We start from the raw sequence: 17,263 nt of genomic DNA, 5'->3' as shown, positions 1-17,263 counted from the left end.
ATCAGATTCCGTTACGCAGGCTGAGGTCTTCCGGGTGCGGCTGCAGGTAGGCCTGGCGCTCGATGTAGTGGTGCGGGTGGCGGCGGAAGTGGTGCTTGAGCAGTGTCAGCGGCACCACCAGCGGGACGATGCCGGCGCGGTATTGGTCGATCAGCCGGCGCATCTCGCGGCGATCCTCCGACGCGAGCGCGTTCTTCAGATAACCGCTCAGGTGCTGCAGCACGTTGCTGTGGGTGCCGCGCGTGGCCGGGCGCTTCAGCGCCTGCATGAACTGGCTGAAATACCCTGGCGCGAACTCGTCCACCGAGCAGTCGCGCAGGCTCGCCACCATCCGCCCCAGCTCGCGGTATTGCTGCGGGTGCGCGGCCATCAGCTGGTACTTGTAGCGTGAGTGGAAATCGACGATGGCCTTGCGCGTCAGGCCGGCCTGCACCAGACGCTGCCATTGCGCATAGGCATAGACGCGGGTGAGGAAGTTCTCGCGCAGCACCGGGTCGTTCAGGCGGCCGTCTTCCTCGACCGGCAGGTCGGGGCGCGCCTCCATCAGCGCGCGGGCGAAGATGCCGGTGCCGCCGCCGGGGACGGTGTGACCGTTGTCGCGATAGACCTTTACCCGCTCCATGCCGCAGGACGGCGACTTCTGCATGAGGATGAAGCCGCTGATATCGTCCAGCTGCGCCGCCATTTGCCGGCCGTAGGCGGCCAATGCGTCGGTGACGTCCAGCTCGCGGCGCACGGTGCCGCGAGCGCGGGGGTTTTCCGGCTCGCCGACCAGGCGAATCGGCTCGCGCGGCGTGCCCAGGCCGATGGCGACCTCCGGGCACAGCGGGACGAACTCGACGTGCCGCGCCAGCACATCGCTGCACAGCGACGATTGCTTGTGGCCGCCGTTGAAGCGCACCGGATTACCGAGCAGGCAGGCGCTGATACCGATCTTGGGCGTGGCGACGGAGCTGTGCATGGGATGACCTCATCTTGTACAAGTAGGGCTTCTGTACAACTTGAGGTCATCATAGGTATTGAGTTATACAAGTCAAGCTACAATGTACAAGTAATTGCGAGATTTTGTACAGGTTAAAGAGGTTCGGCGGGCGACGCTCAATGCCAGCCCATGCGCCAGCACTGGTTGTCGCGCAGCTGACGCCAGTCGATCCATTCGCTGCGCAGGCTGTACACCGCCTGCAGCTCGACCTGTTGCAGCACGCCGGCTTCATCGTGCAGCAGGTCGATCACGAGAAAATGCTTCTCACGATTGCGTGGCTCGCATGCCGTCCACTTGGACAGCCTGAGCTTGGCCGGATTGAAACGGTTCACAGGCTTGCCAGCAGCAGCTGCGCGGCTTGCTGACCACTGCGCCAGGCGCCTTCGACCGTGCCGTCCAGGCACCAGTCGCCACAGGCAAACAGGCCTTGCTGCTGGTCGCCCAGTGCACCCCAGTCAGTTCGCCGGGCTGGGTAGGCGTACAGCCAGCGGTGGGCGAGGGCGAATTGGGCTGGGGGCAAGCGCCGGCCCAAGCGCTCGGCGAAGGCGTGGGCGAGGCGGTCGATAACGGCTTCTTTCGGCAGGTCCAGGTGCTGGCGCGTCCAGTCGGCGGTCGCGTGCAGCACCCAGCTGTCGAGCCGGTTGTCGCGGCCTGGCTTGGCACTGTCGTGCGTTGCCTGTTGGAGGATTTCATCGTCGAACCGGAGGCTGTGTTGCGCACCAGGCTGTGCCTCGGCAAAGCCGAGCGCCACCGCCCACACCGGCTCCATGACGACGCTGGCGGCGCGCGCGGCGAGCGCAGGCGCCGCGGTCAGCAGCACGCCGGCCTGCGGTGCCGGTAGCGCGACGATGACGTGGCTGAACGGCCCATGGCTGGCGCCGGCGGTATCAAGCAGCTGCCAGTGGCGTTCGCCGCGAAACACTTCGCTGATCCGGCAGGAGAAGGTGGTCGGCAGGTCGCCGAGCAAAGCGCGGCTGATCGCGCTCATGCGCGGCGTGCCTACCCAGTACGGTTGCGGGCCGTCGATGGCAGTCCAGGCGCACAGCTTCCGGCGGAGGCCCAATCAGCGAGCGCCGTAAGAAACGCAGGGTCCTGCGCGAGGAATCCAGGCGCGCCGAGGTCCAGTGCACCGATCTCGCTGCGTTTGCTGGAGATGCGGCCGCCGCTGCCGCGGCTTTTGTCGAACAGCTGTACAGGCAGGCCGGCCTGTTGCAGCGCATGGGCTGCCGAAAGGCCAGCCATGCCGGCACCGATGATGGCGATCGTCTGAGTCATCGTTCACCTCCAGTTGGAGATGGGCAGGCTACGTGAGTGCAAAACCTTATACAATAAATTCATCGCGTACAGGTGTATGCTGAGATCAGCGAACAATCCGCACGTGCTACGAGGAGACCCGCATGAACATCCTGCTCACTGGCGGTACCGGCTTGATCGGTCGGGCACTGTGTCGGCACTGGACCGCGCAGGGACACAATCTCTGGGTCTGGAGCCGCACTCCGCAGCGTGTCGCGCAGCTGTGCGGGGCGCAGGTTCGCGGTGTCGGCGAGCTGAGCGAACTCGACGCTCAGACACTGGATGCGGTGGTCAACCTGGCCGGCGCGCCCATTGCCGACCGACCCTGGAGCAAGGCGCGCCGCGCACTGTTGTGGCAAAGCCGGGTGCGCCTAACCGAACAACTGGTGGCCTGGCTGGGGCAGCGCGAGCAGAAGCCGCAGGTACTGATCTCCGGTTCGGCGGTCGGCTGGTATGGCGATGGCGGTGAGCACAGCCTGACCGAAGACAGCCAGGTGGTTACCGGCGACTTCGCCAGCCAGCTCTGCGGCGCCTGGGAAGAAACCGCGCGCGAGGCCGAGGCGCTCGGCATTCGCGTGGTGTTGGTACGCACCGGACTGGTGCTGGCCGCCGACGGCGGGTTCCTGCAGCGGCTGTTGCCGCCGTTCCGTCTGGGGCTGGGTGGGCGCATCGGCAGTGGCCGGCAGTGGATGCCCTGGATTCATCTCGATGACGAAATCGGCCTGATAGATTTTCTTCTGCACCAGCCACAGGCGCGCGGCCCCTACAATGCCTGCGCGCCACAGCCGGTGCGTAATGCCGATTTCGCCCGCGCCCTGGGCCGGGTACTGCATCGTCCGGCGCTGCTGCCGGTGCCGGCGTCGGTGCTCAAGCTGAGCCTTGGCGAGTTGTCCGGTCTGCTGCTTGGCGGTCAGCGGGCGTTGCCGGCGCGGGCGCAGGCGGAGGGCTTCGTCTTTCACTTCGACAGCCTCGATACCGCGCTGGCTGACCTGTTGACGCAGCCCGGCTCCCAGCGCCTGCGCCATGTGTGAAAATACCGCGCCGCGTGCAGCACGGCGGCGCGCCCCCCAAACCGTAGTCAGGAATGTTGCATGACAGAGCAGGCGTTGTTGTTGGTCAATCTGGGTTCGCCAGCCTCCACCGAAGTCGCCGATGTGCGCCGCTACCTCAACCAGTTCCTTATGGACCCGTATGTCATCGACCTGCCCTGGGCGCTGCGGCGCCTGCTGGTGTCGCTGATCCTGATCAAACGGCCGGAGCAATCGGCGCATGCCTATGCCTCGATCTGGTGGCCGGAGGGCTCGCCATTGGTGGTGCTGAGTCGACAGTTGCAGGAAGCGGTGCGGCCGCACTGGACGCAGGGGCCAGTCGAGCTGGCGATGCGTTACGGCGAGCCGTCCATCGAGACCCGGCTGGTCGAGCTGGCCGGGCAGGGCATCAACCGGGTCACCCTGGCACCGCTCTATCCGCAGTTCGCCGACAGCACGACGACCACGGTCATCGAGGAGGCCCGGCGGGTGATCCGCGCGCACGGGCTGAAAGTGCAGCTGTCGATCCTGCAGCCGTTCTACGACCAGCCCGAATACCTCGATGCGCTGACCGCCAGCGCCGCGCCCTACCTGCAGCAGGGCTTCGATCATCTGCTGCTGAGCTTCCACGGCCTGCCCGAGCGCCATCTGCACAAGAGTGATCCGACCGGGGCGCACTGCCTCAAGGGTGACGATTGCTGCCAGCGCGCCGAAGGCGAGGTGCTTGCCAGCTGCTATCGCGCACAGTGCATGCGCACCGCAGCGGGTTTCGCCGCGCGCGCCGGATTGCGTGACGATCAGTGGTCGGTGTCGTTCCAGTCGCGGCTGGGCCGGGCCAAGTGGATCGAACCCTACACCGAGACGCGCCTGGATGAGCTGGCCCAGCGCGGTGTGAAGAAGCTGCTGGTGATGTGTCCGGCGTTCGTTGCCGACTGCATCGAAACGCTGGAGGAAATCGGCGATCGCGGCCGCGAGCAGTTCATCGAGGCGGGCGGCGAGGATCTGCTGCTGGTGCCGTGCCTGAATACCCACGAGGACTGGGTGCAGGCGCTGGTCGCGCTGTGCCGCCGGGCGCCGCAGGAACTCTGAACCGCGGCGCCCGGCGCACTCAGCTGCCGGCGCTGGCGCGCTGCGGCTGAGTGACGACCATTCGTTCGAACTCTGCCACCGGCATGGGTTTGCCGAACAGGTAGCCCTGATAGCGATGACAGCCGTTGGCGAGCAGCGCCTTGCGCTGCTCCTCGCTCTCCACCCCTTCGGCGATGACCTCAAGACCCAGTCCGGCCGCCAGTGCGCAGGTGGCGCGCACGATGGTCTGGCTGCTGGCGTCGTCCGGCAGGCCGCGGACGAAGGCCTGGTCGATCTTCAGCTGATCCAGCGGCAATTGCTGCAGGTAGCTCATGGACGAATAGCCGGTGCCGAAGTCATCGATGGAGAAGCGGATGCCGTGCGCCTTCAGCTGGTTCATCCGCGCGATGGCCTCGGGCATGTTGTCCAGCAGCAGCGTTTCGGTCAGTTCCAGCTTGAGCCGCTGGGGGTTGGCGCCGCTGGCTTGTAGCAGCTCCAGCAGCAGGGTGATGAAGTTGCCCTGATACAGCAGGTGCGCGCTGATGTTGACCGCCAGCGTGAGTTCGTCGAAGCCGGCGCGGCCGGACCATTGCGCGAGCTGCAGACACGCCTGCCGCAGCATCAGCATATCCAGCTCCTGGACGAGGCCGGCGCGCTCGGCCTGGACGATGAACTCCGCCGGCGACAGCAGGCCGCGCTGCGGATGCTGCCAGCGCACCAGCGCCTCGGCGCCGATCAGCCCTCTGTTTTGTTCCATCTGCGGCTGCAGATGGAGGAAGAACTCGCCCGTCAGCACGCCGCGGCGGATTTCTTCCTCCAGGCGCAGGCGCTCCTGCACGGCCTGTTGCATGCGCGGGTCGAAGAAGCGCAGGGCGTTCTTGCCCGACAGCTTGGCTTCGTACATCGACATGTCGGCGCGTTTCATCAGCTCTTCGCTGGTGCTGTCGTCCTCGCCGAACAGCACCACACCGATGCTGGCGCTGCTGTGCAGGTTCAGCTCGTCCAGGCGATAGGCACCATCCAGCGAGGTGAGCAGCTTCATGCCGACATGCTCGGCCTGGCTGCCGGCCAGTTCGGCATCGCTGGCCAGACCTTCGAGCATCACCACGAACTCGTCGCCGCCGAGCCGCGCCACGGTGTCGCTGGCACGGGTGTTGGCGGACAACCGCCCGGCGGCCAGACGTAGAACCTCGTCGCCGGTCTGGTGCCCGTGCAGGTCGTTGATGTTCTTGAAGTTGTCCAGGTCGATGAACATCAGGGCGCCCAGCTGGCCGGTGCGCCGGCTGGTTGCCATCGCCTGCTGCAGGCGATCGAGCAGCAGCCGACGGTTAGGCAGACCGGTCAGCGGGTCATAGAAGGCCAGATGGTGGATGCGCTGTTCGGCGAGCTTGCGGTCGGTGATGTCGGAGAAGGCGGCGACGTAGTGGCTGATCTTGCCCTGCGCATCCTTGACCGCGCTGATGGTCAGCCACTCGGGATACACCTCACCGCTCTTGCGCCGGTTCCAGATCTCGCCGATCCAGGTGCCGGTCGTGGCGATGCTTTCCCACATCGCCCGGTAGAAGTCCGCGTCGTGCTTGCCGGACGCCAGCAGGCGGGTGGTCTGGCCGATCGCTTCCTCGCTGGTGAAGCCGCTGATCTGGGTGAAGGCCTTGTTCACCCGCAGGATGCGGTTGTCCGCGTCGGTGATGAGCATGCCCTGTTGCGATTCGAAGGCGATTGCAGCGATGCGCTGTTCCAGCTCGGCATCGGTGCGTTCGGTGATATCGCGGCTGAGCCAGACCACCGCGCGCTTTTCCATGTCTGGAATGTCCAGCGCGAGGGCACGGCCCTCGAAAACCCGCCGGTCGCCGAGCGTCTGCATCGTGTATTCGAGCAGCTGTGGGGTATCGCTGCGCAGCGTTTCTTGAATGAAGTCGAGGAAGCGCTGCTCCTCAGCCGGCGGCATGACGTCGTGCAGGCGGCGCCCGATCAGGCGCGAGGCATCGTCGTAGAGCAGGCTGCGTTCGGAGCAGATGATGTCCAGGTAACGTCCGTCCTCGTCGATTACCAGCAGCAGATCGGGTAGGGCCTGGGTGATGGCGCGCAGCCGCGCCTCGCTGACTTTGAGCGCCTGCTCGGTGCTGTTACGTTTGATCAGGTCGCTGATCAGCAAGCCGAGGGCCGTCGTGCCCAGCGGCAGTGCCACCAGCAGCGTCGCGGCGACTTCGCGAAAGGCCGTCAGCACCACGGCGGTCGGCAGCAGCAGCGCGACCAGCCCCAGCACCCCAAGATGCAGGAGCAGGCCGAATGCCAGCAGCTGCCAGCAACCGATGCGCACCAGGCCGCGCTGATGGCAGTAGCGATAGGCGAGCCCGAGCACGATGGGCAACAGCACGTTGCCCAGGCCCGTCAGCATCCCGATGCCGCCGAGCCAGATGCGATAGGCCGCGGCCAGCGCGCCGGCGATGCCGGCCACCAGCGGCCCGCCGAACAGCGCGGCCATGCTCAGCACCACGGTGCGCGCATCGAAGACCAGTCCGGCCTGAATGGCGTTGGGGATCATCATGCCGATGATGCAGGCAATGCCGAACCAAATACCGGCCGCACATTGCGCCACGGGTCGGTCTTTTCGTGTCCAATTGCTCGAGTAGAAGGAGAGCGGCCAGCACAACGCGAACAGAATGATCGTGTTTTCTACGAGGACGTTGGTAATCAACGAGCGTCATCCAAGGGCGCCATGCGCCCGACTGCAGGAAATGGCGGAGTGCCATTATGCCATGAAACGTCAATGACATCCTCTGCAGTCAGCGTCAGCCGGGCGTTTGCGCCTATCTTGGAGCGCCCGCGAGGCGTTCGTTCAGGCGTTGCGCTCAGCCAGTTGCGCTTCGAGCTGACGCACTCGCGCTTCCAGCTCCTCGACCCGCTGCAGCGCATCGACTTCGGCGGTGACATCCTTCTGGATGCCGATGAAGTAGGTCAGCTGGTCGCCTTCGTTGAATACCGGCGTGATCGACAGCTCGTTCCAGAACGGCGTGCCGTCCTTGCGGTAGTTGCGGATCACCTGACGGCACGGCTGGTTGCTCTTCACCGCCTCACGAATCGCCTGCAGGCCCGGCTGGTCGCGGTCATCACCCTGCAGGAAGCGGCAGTCGCGGTAGAGAATGTCATCCACGGCATAGCCCGTGAGCCGTTCGAAGGCCGGGTTGGCGTAGATCAGGATGTTGTCGTCACCTTCCTGCTCGGCAACCACGATTCCGTCGTTGGAGGCTTCGATTACCAGTTGCAACAGCTTGGCATTGATCATGGCGCGGGATCCTGAAGGGGCGTGCGGCGCATTCTAGAACAACTGCGCCCGGCCTAGCGCTCACAGCACACGCAGGTGCGCTGCAAGCGGTGTGCTAGTCGACCTGCTTGCGAAAGAACAGCGTGACCTGGCCCAGTTCGACACCAAATTTGCTCATGAAGGAGCGGTTGGCCAGGGTGTTCTCGTCGATCAGGTACATCCAGTCGTCGAAGTCCACCTGATAGACGCTGTCGTCCACCGGCAGGCTGAGTACATAACGCCAGCGCAGGGCGTTGCCGGCCACTTCGCCGCGAGCTTCGCCGATCACGTCGGCGGCGGTGCCACGCCAGCGGCCGGGGCTGTCTTCGGTGAGGGTCCAGACGCGCCGTTGCGTGGTGCCGTCGCTGTAACGAAAGCGCTCGTCGAGGATCAGCTGGTCGCCGTCCAGGCTGCCGGTGATTTCGACATGAAAGCGCTTGACCACCTCGCCGGAGCGCTTCTGGAACATGCCCCAGGCATCGACGTGCCCGACGAAGTACTCGCGCAGGTCCAGCCGCGGTTCTTCGTTGCGGTAATGCTCGACCTCCACGGCCGTGCAGCTGACAAGCAGCGCGCACAACATCAGCATCAGGGTTCTTTTCATGACGTCGGTTCTCCGCAGGGCAGGGGCGTGAGCAGGCGGGCCGCTACCAGTTTCAACAGGCAGGGCAGCCCGGCGTAGACCAGGGCAAGGTTCCAGGTTGTCGGTGAGCCGGGCTGATAGCCGACCCAGGCCAGCAGCGGCAGCGCAAGGCCGGCCAGCGCCAGGGCGAGCTTGGCGAGAAAGCTCCACAGGCCGAAGTAGGCGGCGGTCGAGTCGCGCTGCTCGACGGGAATGATGTCGGCCAGCAGCGCCGGTGGCAGGGCCAGGTCCGCGCCGAGGGCCAGGCCGGACAGCAGGCACACGCCGGCATAGGCCCATGCGGACCCTGGCTCCAGCAGCACGGCCCAGATGAACGCTGCGCAACCGGTGAGCATGCCGAGCCGCCAGCTGCGCCGCTTGCCCAGGCGGTCGGCCAGGCGCGTCCAGAACGGTAGCCCGAGCGCGCCGCTGACGAAGTACAGCGCCAGAAACAGCCCGGCCAGCTTCGCCAGCTGCAGGCGATCGGCGATGAAGAACAGCGCAAGCGTGGCCGGAATGGCGACGGCCACCGCGTTGATGAAATACACACCGGCGAGCCGACGGAACGCCTCGTTGCGCAGTGGCAGGCGCCAGCTTTGCGCCTCGCTGCGCGCGACCCGCTGCGGGCGCGGCGCGGCGCGTATCAGCATCGCGCTGCCGAGGCACAGCAGCACGGCGAACGTCAGCGCGAACACGCCGAGCGCGGTCGACATGCCGTACGGCGTGGCCAGCGCGGTAGGCAACACGCTGGCCAGCACCACACCAATCAGCCCGGCGCCTTCGCGCCAGGCCGCGACGCGCGTGCGGATTTCGGGTTGGTCGGAAAGCCGTGCACCCCAGGCCAGGTAAGTGATGTTGATCAGACTGTGCAGGGTATAGGTGAGCGCCAGCAGTGCGCCCAGCCAGCCCGCCAGAACGAAGCCGCCGAGCCCGTCGGGCGGGATCAACAACGCGGCCATCGCCGCACTCAGCAGCACGGCCGAGCCAGCGAGCAGCAGGTTCCAGCCGCGTGCGGAGCGGCGGTCGATCAGCCGGCCGAGCCAGGGGTCCTGGGCGGTATCGAGCAGCCGGGCGAGAAACAGCACCGTACCGGTCAGCGTCAGACCGAGGCCGAGGTCGGCCGCATAGAAGTTCGGTACCAGCACGTAGATCGGCAGCATCGCCATCGCCAGCGGCAGGCCGAGCAGCGCATAGGCAGCGAGCGCCGGGGCCTTCATCGTTCGCCCAGCAGGTTGCGCCGCAGGGCCTGGTCGCGGCTGCGCGGGTCGAGCCAGATGGCGAAGAAGGCCTCGGCGAATGCCGGATCGGCGACCTTATGCTGCAGTCGATCGTTGACGTAAAAGCGACAACCGCGGCCGGGCAGATAGACGCCGGTGATGCGCTCGCCAGGCTGCACATCGACGAAGGCCTTGTGCATCTGCGCACGCCAGTCGCGCATGCGCGCAGAGTCTTCCGGCATGCCGGACAGCCGTTCGATTTCCGCAAGACTGGTACGCACGAAGTCTTCGCGGCTGATGGCGCGGTGATATGTCAGTTCCAGCGCGAACGGCGTCTGCGCTTGCAGCGGCGCCATCGCGCTCCACAGCCGCGCGTCGTAGATACGGAATCCGAAGAAGCGCAACTCGCCCTGGCCGACCAGTCGCGCCTCGGGCACCGCTTCGCGCCAGCTGGCCGAGGCGCCGAGCGGGATAAGCCCGAGCAGGCAGATGAGCACGAGGCGGCTGACCATGGCACGCAGCTCAGCGACAGCCAGCCAGGGTGATCGACACCGATTCGGCAAAGCGCAGCGCGTGAGGCTTGTCGACTTCGACCTCGGCATAACTGACCGCCGGATGCGCCATCACCAGGTCGAGGATTTCCTGGGTCAGGCGTTCGAGCAGGGCGAAACGGTTCTGCTCGACATGCTGGATGATCGCCTTGGTGATGGTGCGGTAGTTCAGCGCGCGGTCGATATCGTTGTCGCGCACCGCCGCCACGGCCGGGTAGAGCACGGTCAGGTTGATCAGCACATCCTGGCGGTTGAGGATTTCGTCCTCGTTGATGCCAATGTAGGTGCGCAGGCGCAGGTCCTTCACGCGGATACGCGCCATACCGGGTTCCAGCCGCGGCATCACTGCGACCTGCCGATCAGCTGGAGGAATTCCATCCGCGTGTTGCAGGAGTTGCGGAAGGCCCCGAGCATCACCGAGGTATTCATCACCGAATTCTGCTTCTCGACGCCGCGCATCATCATGCACATGTGCTTGGCCTCGATGACCACCGCAACGCCGGCGGCACCGGTGACTTCCTGAATGGCTTCGGCGATCTGTCGTGTCAGATTTTCCTGGATCTGCAGCCGGCGCGCGTACATGTCGACGATCCGCGCGACCTTGGACAGGCCGAGCACACGCCCGGTGGGAATGTAAGCCACGTGGGCCTTGCCGATGAAGGGCAGCAGGTGATGCTCGCACAGCGAGTACAGCTCGATGTCCTTGACGATCACCATCTCGTCATTGTCGGAGGCGAACAGTGCGCCGTTGACGATCTCTTCCAGGCTGCGCTGGTAGCCGCCACACAGGTATTGCATGGCCTTGGCCGCGCGTAGCGGCGTGTCGCGAAGGCCCTCGCGTTCGGGGTCTTCACCCACTCCAAGCAGTATTTGGCGGTAGTGGCCGGGCAGGTCGTTCATGGTGGTTCCTTCAGTCGCCGCTGGCGAAGGGCAGTGCGCTGACGTACGCGCCAGCGGTATGTGAGTAAACCTATACGAATATTTTTATTTGTACAATAATTTGTACGGTAGATGATTTTTGTACAGGTGCTGGGATGTCGAGAAAGCGAATGTCCTGCGCGGACTTGCGCTTCGCCATGCGTCGCGGTCAGGTCGAGCAGGTCGAACTGCATGGTTTGCGCTGCTGTGGTTACAGTGCGTGGATCGTCGACCGAACTGGTCGGCGTGCGGCGTTTGCCGATGGCGGGCGGACGATCTGGAACGACCAGGGCAGTCTCAAGCGATTGCTGCGCGGCTGCGGGGTACGCGAGGTGTACTGGTGCCAGCCGGTCAGCCACGACGAAATGATCGGCCGGCCGAGCTGCCTGGAGGCTGCGCCTGCCGCTTTACGCCAACGACTGAGCTTCAGGATGCCGGCGGTTTTTGCCTGATCGCGCATTGCGCTCCGCAACGGCTGGCGCCCTCGGGATGCGGCAACCAATCCAGGTGCGGTCGGAGCGCGGCAAACAGCGCGTAGGCGAGCCGCAAAAGCGGCCGGAGCGGTTTCCAGCCCAGGGGCGCCGCCCATGCGCCGTGGCCCGCGAGGCGCCAGCTCCAGTAGGTGGCGTCCACGCCAGTCAGCCACACGCCACTGGCGCTGCGCGCATGCAGGCGGCGGCGCAGCTGTGACTGATCCTTGTCCAGCCCGGCGCAGGAGAAGTCCGCCGCACTGATATCTACCAGCAGCAGCCGCGCAGGGTCGGCCGTACGCTCCAGCCAGCGAACTTCGCGCGCACAGAGCGGGCAGGCGCGATCGATAAACAGCGTCAACGGTAGATCGGGCAGCATTTCATCGACTCTCGCGTTTGTACAACCTTTGTAGAGGGTATCTGGCGAAATGCTGGGTTACAATCGCGACACTCTTTCCGACCGAGCCGCCCCATGACCGATTCCCACGGCGCTTCGACACTGGCCCCGAGCACATTCGAGCAACAGGAGCTGTTTCCCATCCGCGAGGTGTGCCGACTGACCGGGATAAATCCGGTCACGCTCCGCGCCTGGGAGCGCCGTTACGGACTGATCCAGCCGACGCGCACCGACAGCGGCCATCGGCTTTATTCGCTGGCCGACATCGAGGCGGTGCGCAACATCCTCGCCTGGACCGAGCGCGGTGTGGCGGTGAGCAAGGTCGGCAGCATCCTCGAACGCAGCGCCGCGACCCGCGCGGCCGGCGATGGGCAGCGCCCGGCAGTGGCTCAGGAAGCGGTCAACGCCGATCGTGGCGAGTGGCAGGGCCAGCTGCGCCAGGCGATCAGCGATTTCGACAGCGTGCGGCTCGAACAGCTGTACGGTCAGATATTTTCCACCTATCCGTTGACGACCGTGTTCCACGACGTGCTCCTGCCGGTGTGGCAGGAGTGGCTGTTGCGCCATGAGGAGTTCGGTCGTACCAGCGAATGGCTGTTCCTCGATGCCTTCCTGCGCAGCCGCGTGTTGCAGCGGCTGCAGCTCGGACAGTCGGCGGGCGCGCCGGTCGTGCTGCTTGCGGCATTGTCCGCTCAGTGTCGCGAACTGGAGTTGCTGGTGGCAGGCCTGCTGCTTGGCAGCGACAGCCTGACGGTGCGGGTGCTGCCAAGCGGTCAGCCGCTGGAGGAGCTGACCCTGGTGTGCGAAAAGGTCCGTCCGCAGGCGCTGGTGCTGTACGCCAATGTGCCGCCGAGCGGCGCGCAGGTGCGTCAGCTGAACCGCCTGGTATTGCGCCTGGAGTGTCCGCTGGCGGTCGCGGGCGAGGGCGCGGCGCTCGCGGAGGACAGCCTGCGTGGCTCGCCGATTGCCAGTCTGGGCAGTGGCGGCCGACAGATGCAGCAGCGTCTGCAGCAATTCCTGGCGGGCCGTCTGGATACCTGAGGCGTCAGCCGGCTGAACGTGGAAGGCGCCTCACGGCAGCGGTTAGTGCGCAAGCAGCATTGTGCTGCGCCGCGAATTACGCCGATGCTGTGCGTCCTGCGAACCGTTTGCCGACGACATGCCATGGCCCATCTGCGCTTCGATCCCACCGCTGCACCGCAATGCTTCTCCACCGCCGAAGGGCTGCGGGTGCGCGTGTTGCAGTTGCCTGCCGGGAGTCAGGCGGCTGCGCTGGTGCGGGTGCATGCCGGCGCGCACGATGCGCCGGTCGCCTATCCAGGCCTGGCGCATTTCCTCGAGCACCTGTTGTTTCTCGGTAGCACTGGCTATCCGGTAGAGGACAGTCTGATGGCCTTCGTGCAGGGTTGCGGCGGCCAGCTCAACGCATCGACCCGCGAGCGGCATACCGATTTCTTCTTTCAGCTGTCGGCCGAGAATTTCCAGGGCGGATTGCAGCGTCTGCTCGACATGCTCGCGCGACCGCTGCTCGATCCGGCCGCGCAGCTGCGCGAGCGCGAGGTGCTACAGGCCGAATACCTCGCCCGCGCGCAGGACAGCGAGACGCTATGCGACGCCGCGCACGGTACGGCGCTGGATACCGCGCATCCATTCGCCGCCTTCCACGCCGGCAATCGCGCCAGCCTGCCGGTGGAGAGTGCGGCGTTCCAGCAGGCGCTGCGGGGGTATCACCAGCGCTTCTATCACGCCGGTGCGCTTGAACTGCTGGTCGCCGCGCCGCTCGAACCCGCCGCGCTGCTCGCCCTGCTGGAGGCGCCGCAATGTCGGTTCGCGGCGCGGGCGCAGCCTTCACCCAGCCTGCCGCCGCTGCATGCGGCGCCGCGCAGCGTGCGCTTGCAGCTCGCCAACGGTCGTCCGCGGCTGGAGGCAGCGTTCTGTCTCGACGGCATGCCGCGTGGCAGCGCGGCGGCGCTGGACGCGCTTGCCAGCAGTCTGCAAGCCGAGGCGCCGGGCAGCCTGTTCGCAGTGCTGCGCGACCACGGCTGGATCGATCGTCTGCGCTTGCGCGTGCCTTACTGGCACACCGACCAGGGCGTGGTGGTGATCGAGTTCGGCCTCACCGCAGAGGGGCTGGCGGCGCGGGCCGGCATCATCGACGCGCTGCACAGTTGGCTGGCGTTCCTTGGTCAGGAGGCGGTGCTCACGCCGTACTGGGACGAGTACCGGCGCGTGCGTGAGCGCAGCCTGCAGGTAATGCCGCCGCTGGCGCGACTGCGCCACTGGGTCGAGCCGGAGGCGCTGCTGGCGTATGAGCAGCCGGATACGGTCTATCAGGCGCTGCGCGAGGTTGTGGTCCGCTTGCAGAGTGCACCGGCGATCCTCACCGCGGACCCGCGCCCGGCACCGCCCATCGAAACCGCTGGCTTTACGCTGCACATGGCTGCCGAGCAGCTGCCGACCATCGCGCCGCCGATCTGGCGCTGGACGCTACCGGCAGGCAATCCATGGTTGCGCGCGCGACCGCTGCCGTCGCCGACGCAGGCCGAACAGGCGCTGCGCTGCGTCGGCCCGCTGGATGCCAACGGGCAGGGCGCGCTTTTCCTGCACTGGCGCTTCGACGGGGCGAGCCCGGGCGGGTTGTGGCATGTGCTGGACCGCGCGTTGCGCCCGGCGATCCAGGCGGCGCGGCAGGCCGGTGTCGAGCTGCGTTTCGAGGATTTCGGCAATGGCTGGTGCCTGAGCCTGTTCGGCTATGCCGCCGCGTTGCCGGTCATCGCGGACGATCTGCTCAAGCTGCTGAGCGAGCCGCCAGACAGCGCCTATGTCGACGGCGGCAGGCAGTTCGCCGAGGCCGCGCGGTTGCACGGCGAAGAATTGCTCATTCGCCAGCTGATCGGTCGCCTGCCACGGCTGCTGGGCAGCGCCGATGCCGCCATGTCGGTGCCGCTCGATCGGGCTGCACTGTCCGCTGCCTGGGCGCGGGCGCACTGGCAGGCGCTGGCGGTCGGCCTCGCCCCCGAGCTGAATGACGCGTTGCATGCGGTGCTGGGCGACACGCCCGGCCGACCTCTGCGCGAGCCGGCGGACGTCCCGCGTCCGTGGTACGCAGGGCGCCGGCTCTGGTGGTGTCTGGGCGAGCCTGCCGCCGAGACGGCCGTGCTGCTGTTCTGCCCGCTGCCTACCCGCGACGCGCGCCAGGAAGCCACCTGGCGCGCGCTGGCGCGGACGATGGAGAGTGGCTTCTTCCGGCGTCTGCGCAGCGAGCTACAGCTGGGTTACGCGGTGTTCTGCGGCTTTCGCCAATTCGGTGAGCACGCGGGCATCCTTTTCGCGGTGCAGTCTCCCAGCGCCACGGCGGCGCAGATCGTCGCGCATATCGAGGAGTTCCTCGCACGGCTGAGCGAAAGTCTGGATTCGGACACCGCGCAAGTGCCGGGCGACAGTGCCCTGGACGATCCGCGTCAGCGCGCCGAGCGTATCTGGCAGGCCTGTCTGGCCGGCCAAGCCATTGACCATCCGGCTCAAGTCGCCGCAGCCATGCGCGAGTTGCGGCCCGAAGCACTGCGCTCCGCGCTCGCCACGCTGCGCAATGCGCAGGGCGGCTGGTGCTGCCTGGCCAACGCAGCGGCACCCGATGCCCGCTGGCAGGCGCGCTGACCGCTCGAAAATCGCTCTCGCCTCAGCAGATACCGCCGGCGCGCGCCACCGCTCGGGCGCGGCGGCGCGCGCCCGCAACCGGCGTGCCAGCCCGGCCAGTACTTCCAGCTGCTTTGGGTTTACGACCTAAGGGCTGTTTCCGGGGAGCAGGGGAGCAGTGCTTTGAGACCGAGCCTCGATCCGCAGCCAAAGTACTAGCGTTTCGCCGCTATGGCAGCGTATGTGGCCCCTGATGGCCTTTCGATAATCGCTCCGTCACGACTGCTTGTCGTCAATACAGCGGAGAGCGCCATGCACAACAACAAGAAAGCCGTTTCAACCCTGCTGCCCCTGGCCCTGGCCAGCGCCGTAGCTATGACCATGAGCCAGTCGGCTGTCGCCGAAATCGTGCTCTACGATCAAGATGACACCAAGTTTTCCACCGATGGCTACTTCAACACCTTCTACGTCAACAGCGACGTGGATCGTGACGGCGAGCAGTTCGATCGCCGGCAGTCGCGGGTCAAGATGGGCTTCCTGCCCAACTGGATCGGTTTCAACTTCACCAAGCAAGTCGGCGATCTGAAGCTGGGCGGCCGCTCCTCGTTCTGGGTGACGATCAACGACAGCGACACCAATGGCACCGAAACCGGCATCGACGTTCGTCAGTTCTACGCCACCGCCGCCAACGAGCAGTGGGGTGAGGTGCTGTTCGGTAAGGACTTCGGTCTGTTCTCCCGTTCCAACATCCTGCTCGACGAGATGCTCAGCGGTTATGGCCAGGTCAGCGATGTGCTGGGTCTGGTCGACGGCGGCGGCGTGTCCTTTGGCAATATCGGTACCGGCTACCCGTATCCGTTCCCGACCTCGCAGATCACCTATCGCTCGCCTGAAATGAGCGGCCTGCGTATCGCCGCCGGCATCATGGACCCGGTGGACACCACCGAGGACACCAGCAAGGCGCTCAGCAAGGCCTATCAGGAAGCGCCGCGCTTCGAGACCGAGATCACCTACCAGTTCGATCTGGGTGGCACCAAGTTCTACACCTGGATCAACGGCATGCAGCAGAGCTCGGATAACACCGATAGCACCGTTGAAGAAGTTGATTCCAAGGGCCTGGGTTACGGTATCCAAGCCAAGATGGGTAACCTGTCGCTGACCGCTTCCGGCTTCCAGGCCGAGGGCATCAACCCGTTCTTCACCAACAACGCCGGCGAAGCGCTGCTGCGCGAAGTCGACAGCGACGGTTACCTGCTGCAGGGCTCCTACCGCTTCGGCAAGAATCGCCTGGCGCTGTCCTATGGCAAGACCAAGGACGACGGCAACGGTCTGGGTAGCGAAGCCGAGTACGAAACCCGTGGCGTCGCGCTGTTCCACAGCATCAACGACAACCTGACGCTGGTTGCCGAGCTGAACCAGTTCGAGATCGCCGGCAAGGATGATCCGACTCTGGACGAAGACACCCGCACCTTCGCGGTCGGTGCTGCACTGAGCTTCTAAGCGCAGGATCAGGGTGCGAATGGCAGTCGAACCGTAGGTCGCTCCATTCGTTGCATGGCAGTGGGCCCGTCGTCGAGCGTACGACCCACGCCCTGACGGTACGGCGTTCAAACGTCGCGACCGACAACAAGGCTGGTACCCGCGAGGGGCCGGCCTTTTTGCTGGTCGGCGCTGCAATTTCGCCGCTTCACGCCGTTCCACACCGCCTGCCGCACGCGCTGGAAGCGCGCTCCAGCCATTCGATGCATCCGTCACGCCGCGCTGCGTTGTTTCGCCG

At 65.9% G+C, this 17,263-nt stretch carries 16 protein-coding genes and 1 pseudogene; 6 read left to right on the top strand and 11 right to left on the bottom strand.

Translation table 11 applies throughout. The features are described from left to right. Position 1: 1 nt before the first annotated feature. From AC0ZJQ_RS10300 to AC0ZJQ_RS10290, 3 genes and pseudogenes are all read right to left on the bottom strand, one after another. Positions 2-961: a YbgA family protein gene (locus AC0ZJQ_RS10300; RefSeq protein WP_314018639.1), complete on the bottom strand. Its 960-nt coding sequence runs from the start codon at positions 959-961 to the stop codon at positions 2-4. Positions 962-1,098: 137 nt separating this feature from the next. Continuing rightward, positions 1,099-1,314: a TIGR02450 family Trp-rich protein gene (locus tag AC0ZJQ_RS10295; RefSeq protein ID WP_476476599.1), complete on the bottom strand. Its 216-nt coding sequence runs from the start codon at positions 1,312-1,314 to the stop codon at positions 1,099-1,101. Next, positions 1,311-2,257 (bottom strand): annotated as a pseudogene (locus tag AC0ZJQ_RS10290) (NAD(P)/FAD-dependent oxidoreductase). The gene AC0ZJQ_RS10295 and the pseudogene AC0ZJQ_RS10290 overlap by 4 nt, the downstream one beginning before the upstream one ends. 122 nt (positions 2,258-2,379) lie before the next feature. Here AC0ZJQ_RS10290 and AC0ZJQ_RS10285 point away from each other — a divergent pair. Next, positions 2,380-3,306: a TIGR01777 family oxidoreductase gene (locus AC0ZJQ_RS10285; RefSeq protein ID WP_102828528.1), complete on the top strand. Its 927-nt coding sequence runs from the start codon at positions 2,380-2,382 to the stop codon at positions 3,304-3,306. A gap of 60 nt (positions 3,307-3,366) precedes the next feature. Then, entirely contained in the window at positions 3,367-4,392 is a 1,026-nt protein-coding gene (hemH, locus tag AC0ZJQ_RS10280; protein ID WP_102828527.1) for a ferrochelatase, read from the top strand. A 19-nt stretch (positions 4,393-4,411) separates the two neighbouring features. Here hemH and AC0ZJQ_RS10275 read toward each other — a convergent pair whose 3' ends face one another. The 7 genes from AC0ZJQ_RS10275 to folE form a co-directional block, all read right to left on the bottom strand. Further along, positions 4,412-7,069 (bottom strand): EAL domain-containing protein, encoded by a 2,658-nt coding sequence (locus AC0ZJQ_RS10275; RefSeq protein WP_476476598.1) that lies wholly within the window; start codon positions 7,067-7,069, stop codon positions 4,412-4,414. Positions 7,070-7,210: 141 nt separating this feature from the next. Next, on the bottom strand, positions 7,211-7,657 hold the full coding sequence (locus tag AC0ZJQ_RS10270) for a PAS domain-containing protein (protein WP_155551830.1): 447 nt from the start codon (positions 7,655-7,657) through the stop codon (positions 7,211-7,213). Positions 7,658-7,751: 94 nt separating this feature from the next. Next, positions 7,752-8,279 (bottom strand): DUF3833 domain-containing protein, encoded by a 528-nt coding sequence (locus AC0ZJQ_RS10265; protein WP_167135437.1) that lies wholly within the window; start codon positions 8,277-8,279, stop codon positions 7,752-7,754. Further along, entirely contained in the window at positions 8,276-9,514 is a 1,239-nt protein-coding gene (locus AC0ZJQ_RS10260; protein WP_314018626.1) for an MFS transporter, read from the bottom strand. The genes AC0ZJQ_RS10265 and AC0ZJQ_RS10260 overlap by 4 nt, the downstream gene beginning before the upstream one ends. Further along, a complete protein-coding gene (locus AC0ZJQ_RS10255) occupies positions 9,511-10,026 on the bottom strand; it encodes a chalcone isomerase family protein (RefSeq protein WP_167135433.1) in 516 nt (171 codons plus the stop codon). Before AC0ZJQ_RS10255 ends, AC0ZJQ_RS10260 begins: the two co-directional genes overlap by 4 nt. Before the next feature lie 10 nt (positions 10,027-10,036). Next, complete coding sequence (folX, locus tag AC0ZJQ_RS10250) at positions 10,037-10,408, bottom strand: dihydroneopterin triphosphate 2'-epimerase (RefSeq protein ID WP_155551834.1); 372 nt, start codon at positions 10,406-10,408, stop codon at positions 10,037-10,039. Then, positions 10,408-10,965 carry a GTP cyclohydrolase I FolE gene (gene folE, locus AC0ZJQ_RS10245; RefSeq protein ID WP_008568790.1) on the bottom strand — a complete coding sequence of 186 codons (558 nt, stop codon included), beginning with the start codon at positions 10,963-10,965 and terminating at the stop codon, positions 10,408-10,410. Before folE ends, folX begins: the two co-directional genes overlap by 1 nt. Positions 10,966-11,114: 149 nt before the next feature. On the opposite strand from folE, the gene AC0ZJQ_RS10240 reads away from it, so the two are divergent. Then, positions 11,115-11,435, top strand: a complete 321-nt coding sequence (locus AC0ZJQ_RS10240; RefSeq protein ID WP_476476597.1) for a DUF6482 family protein — start codon at positions 11,115-11,117, stop codon at positions 11,433-11,435. Here AC0ZJQ_RS10240 and AC0ZJQ_RS10235 read toward each other — a convergent pair. Then, positions 11,410-11,832, bottom strand: coding sequence for a thiol-disulfide oxidoreductase DCC family protein (locus tag AC0ZJQ_RS10235; RefSeq protein WP_476476596.1), 423 nt, complete (start codon positions 11,830-11,832; stop codon positions 11,410-11,412). The genes AC0ZJQ_RS10240 and AC0ZJQ_RS10235 overlap by 26 nt on opposite strands. A 93-nt stretch (positions 11,833-11,925) precedes the next feature. Here AC0ZJQ_RS10235 and AC0ZJQ_RS10230 point away from each other — a divergent pair, with 93 nt between their 5' ends. The 3 genes from AC0ZJQ_RS10230 (at position 11,926) to AC0ZJQ_RS10220 (ending at position 16,986) form a co-directional block, all read left to right on the top strand. Further along, on the top strand, positions 11,926-12,891 hold the full coding sequence (locus AC0ZJQ_RS10230; protein ID WP_155551837.1) for a MerR family transcriptional regulator: 966 nt from the start codon (positions 11,926-11,928) through the stop codon (positions 12,889-12,891). 123 nt (positions 12,892-13,014) lie between these two features. Beyond that, positions 13,015-15,507 carry a pyrroloquinoline quinone biosynthesis protein PqqF gene (gene pqqF / locus AC0ZJQ_RS10225; RefSeq protein ID WP_476476595.1) on the top strand — a complete coding sequence of 831 codons (2,493 nt, stop codon included), beginning with the start codon at positions 13,015-13,017 and terminating at the stop codon, positions 15,505-15,507. Between the two features lie 291 nt (positions 15,508-15,798). Further along, complete coding sequence (locus AC0ZJQ_RS10220; protein WP_155551839.1) at positions 15,799-16,986, top strand: porin; 1,188 nt, start codon at positions 15,799-15,801, stop codon at positions 16,984-16,986. Positions 16,987-17,263: the final 277 nt, after the last annotated feature.

It is taken from the genome of Stutzerimonas sp. 21-1 (assembly GCF_056336065.1).
Note: the sequence above shows the minus strand (reverse complement) of the source record. Positions and strands in the feature narration are given on the sequence as shown.